The organism is Cellulomonas septica (assembly GCF_012396155.1).
Taxonomy (GTDB): domain Bacteria; phylum Actinomycetota; class Actinomycetes; order Actinomycetales; family Cellulomonadaceae; genus Cellulomonas; species Cellulomonas septica.
Map to the genome: position 1 here is coordinate 1 of NZ_JAAXOY010000614.1, position 2,159 is coordinate 2,159.

The window sequence follows — 2,159 nt, forward strand, 5'->3', positions numbered from 1 at the left end:
GACGCGCTGCACGTCGGCGGCGACGGGCCGGGCCTGTCCGTCTGGCGCCTGGCGTGACGCTCGTCCTGGGCACCGACCTCGAGCGTGACCTGCGCGCGCTCGGGGTCGAGCCCGGGGGAGTGCTGGTCGCGCACGCGTCGCTGTCCCGGCTCGGCACGGTCGTCGGAGGCGAGCAGGCCGTCGTGCGCGCGCTCCTCGACGCGCTCGGCCCCGACGGCACGCTCGTCATGCCGTCGCAGTCGTGGCAGCTCTGCGACCCCGCGTACCTCGCGGACCCGACGGTCCCGCCGTCCCGGTACGACGACGTGCGCGCCGCGCTGCCCGTCTACGACCCCGCCTGGACCCCGACCCGCACGATGGGGCTGGTCGTCGAGGCGCTGCGCACCCTGCCCGGGACGCTCCGCTCGTCGCACCCGCACCGCTCGTTCGTCGCGCACGGGCCGCGCGCGGCCGAGGTGCTGGCCCGGCACGACCTCGACGACCCCGTCGGCGAGGGGTCCCCGCTCGCGGCCCTGTACACGCTCGACGCGCAGGTCCTGCTCCTCGGCGTCGGCTACGACAAGTGCACGGCCCTGCACCTCGCCGAGGCCCGTTCGGGCGTGGGCCTGCCGACCGTCCGCAACGGCGCACCGCTGCTCGTCGACGGCCGTCGCGAGTGGGTGTGGTTCGACGAGCCTGTCGTCGAGGACGCCGACTTCGTGTCGGTCGGCGCGGTGTTCTCCGCGACCGGCCACGAGACCGTCGGGACCGTCGGCGCCACGACCGCCCGGCTCGCGCGCGTCCGGCCGCTCGTCGACCTCGCCGCCGACTGGTTCGCCCGCACGCGAACCTGATCGCTCCAGGACCAGCCCGGTGATGTCGTGGGTCCGATATCGGGAGGTGTCATGGAGCAGATCCTCATCCGCAACATGCCGGCGGGCACGAAGGCGAGGCTCGCGGCGCGAGCCGCCGCCCACCGACGGTCCATGGAGGCCGAGGCGCGCGCGATCCTGGAGGAGGCGCTCGACCGTGGGCCGGCGTCCTTGGTCGACCTGCTGGCCATGCGGGAGAGCGCCGACGTCGAGTTCGAGCCCGAGCGGCTCGGCGCCACGGCGCGCGTCGCCGACCTCTGATGTACCTGCTGGGCACGAACGTCGTCTCCGCGTTGCGCGTGCCGGGCCGGACCCCGCAGGTCGAGGCATGGGCGGCCGCGGTCCCGCTCGCCGACCAGCACGTCGCGGCATTCACCATCGCCGAGATCGAGCGGGGCGTGCTGCGCAAGGAGAGGACCGACCCGTTGCGGGGGGCCGTGCTGCGCACGTGGTTCGTCGAGCACGTCCTGCCGGCCTTCGCCGGTCGAGTCCTGCCGTTCGACCTCGCAGCGGCGCGCATCCTCGCCCGGTACCCCGTGCCTGAGGCGGCCCCGGTGGACGACGCGCAGATCGCCGCGGTGGCCGAGGCCAACGGGCTCACGCTCGTCACCCGCAACGTGCGCCACGTCGTCGCTCTCGGCGTCCGGACCCTCGATCCGTGGAATCCGTCCGGGACGTGGCCGGCCGCCGACGCCGAGTGATCCGTCATGACGGCGACCGGCTGCCCGGGTGGCGCCGCTCGTGCCCGGGGGCGCGGTCCGCGTTCAGCCGCGATGCAGGTCGACGAGGTCCGTGAGTGCTCCGCGGACGTCGACCGGCGTGCCCGGCGCGGGCCGGGGGAGCGGCCGGTCGTCGAGGCAGCGGCGCAGCAGCGCCTCGACCAGCGCAGCATCGCGCACGATCGCGTCCTCGTCGATCGACCCCGGCAGGATCCGCACCTCGAGCGTGTCGCGCAGCGGGTCGGCCGCGACGACCTGCGTGAGGTTGACGTCCGCGAACTTCGTCAGCCCGGTCGACCGGGCGTCGGCGGCGAGCGTCGCCCAGGCGTCCGGCCCGTCGCCGGGCTCGCGCGCCACCAGGTCCAGGAGGTCCGACGGCAGCGGACCGAGCCGGCGGCACGCCGCGTTCGTGCCGAGCGCCGTCCACAGGTGCTCGCGCCACCACCCGAACAGGCGGACCACGTTCGCGAACGGGGCCGGCTGGCGGAACGGCGCCGCGTCGAGGTGCAGGTGCACGGCGGCCTCCTGCGGGACGGTGAACCCGAGCTCGCGCGCGGGCGCCAGCAGCCGTCCGAGCGCCGTCGCGTGC

At 75.5% G+C, this 2,159-nt stretch carries 3 protein-coding genes and 1 pseudogene; 3 read left to right on the forward strand and 1 reads right to left on the reverse strand.

The features are described 5' to 3' along the window. Nucleotides 1-53: 53 nt before the first annotated feature. Genes HGA02_RS17275 through HGA02_RS17285 form a run of 3 tightly spaced genes read left to right on the forward strand, consistent with a single transcriptional unit; the run spans nt 54 to nt 1,552 of the window. Nucleotides 54-833, forward strand: coding sequence for an AAC(3) family N-acetyltransferase (locus HGA02_RS17275; protein WP_168680434.1), 780 nt, complete (start codon nt 54-56; stop codon nt 831-833). 51 nt (nt 834-884) lie between these two features. Then, nucleotides 885-1,112, forward strand: coding sequence for a FitA-like ribbon-helix-helix domain-containing protein (locus tag HGA02_RS17280; RefSeq protein WP_168680436.1), 228 nt, complete (start codon nt 885-887; stop codon nt 1,110-1,112). Then, nucleotides 1,112-1,552 carry a type II toxin-antitoxin system VapC family toxin gene (locus HGA02_RS17285; RefSeq protein ID WP_210728747.1) on the forward strand — a complete coding sequence of 147 codons (441 nt, stop codon included), beginning with the start codon at nt 1,112-1,114 and terminating at the stop codon, nt 1,550-1,552. The genes HGA02_RS17280 and HGA02_RS17285 overlap by 1 nt, the downstream gene beginning before the upstream one ends. Before the next feature lie 63 nt (nt 1,553-1,615). Here HGA02_RS17285 and HGA02_RS17290 read toward each other — a convergent pair. Continuing rightward, nucleotides 1,616-2,159, reverse strand: a pseudogene (locus HGA02_RS17290) (amidoligase family protein); the annotation flags it as partial.